The sequence below is a fragment of the Paraburkholderia sediminicola genome, from assembly GCF_046027355.1.
Taxonomy (GTDB): domain Bacteria; phylum Pseudomonadota; class Gammaproteobacteria; order Burkholderiales; family Burkholderiaceae; genus Paraburkholderia; species Paraburkholderia sediminicola_B.
The window spans coordinates 1-942 of record NZ_JAQQEK010000123.1 but is presented as its reverse complement, the minus strand read 5'-3'; the positions used below and the strand labels follow the sequence as shown (position 1 = coordinate 942).

Sequence of the window (942 nt, the reverse complement as noted above, 5' to 3'; positions counted from 1 at the left end):
GGCCGAGGGTGTGTGAAAACGCATTGATCGCCTAAACTGAATCAACGCGTTGAGACCGGGTGACTCATGAAGCGATTCGTTGAAGGCGATGACCGCAAGCAGGTCGCACTGCTTCCCGAATGCGTCGATGACTACATCGGACAGGACAATCCAGTCAGGGTCATCGATGCTTTTGTCGACGAACTGGACCTTGCGGAACTTGGCTTCAACGGTAGCACGCCCGCAGTCACGGGCCGCCCGTCCTACCACCCAGGCGTGATGCTCAAGATCTATATCTACGGGTATCTGAACCGCGTACCCTCCAGCCGACGTCTTGAGCGCGAATGCCAACGCAATGTCGAGCTGATGTGGCTGACAGGGCGTCTGGCGCCAGACTTCAAGACGATCGCCGACTTTCGCCGCGACAACGGCCCAGCCATTCGCAACGTATGCCGTCGTTTCGTCGAACTGTGTCGCGGACTGAAGCTGCTATCCGGCGACATGGTGGCAATCGACGGCAGCAAGTTCAAGGCAGTGAACAGCCGTGACAGGAACTACACCGCAGGCAAGATCGACAAGCGTCAGCAGCAGATCGAGGAAAGCGTGCAACGATATCTCGACATGATTGAAACCGCAGACCGGACCAGTCCGACAGGTTTCGATGTGAAGACCGTGCACCTGTACGAGAAGATCGCGCTGTTGCGCCAGCAGATGCGTGAGCTCGAGCAGATCAAAAAGCAACTGAAGACGCAACCGGACAGACAGCTATCGCTGACTGACCCGGATTCCCGCTCCATGACCAGCGGCGGCAAGAGAACCGGCACCGTCGGCTACAACGTGCAGACCGCCGTGGATACGAAGCACCATCTGATCGTGGAACACGAGGTGACGAATATCGGGGGCGATCACGGGCAACTCAGCAGGATTGCGAGTTCTGCGAAGAGCGCGATGGGCAAGCTAAAG

General features: G+C 57.6%; 1 protein-coding gene. It reads left to right on the top strand.

The genetic code is table 11. The annotated features are described in order from the left end of the window. Positions 1-66: 66 nt before the first annotated feature. Positions 67-942, top strand: an 876-nt coding sequence (locus PQR42_RS45555; RefSeq protein WP_408496105.1) for an IS1182 family transposase, incomplete at its 3' end; no start/stop codon positions are given.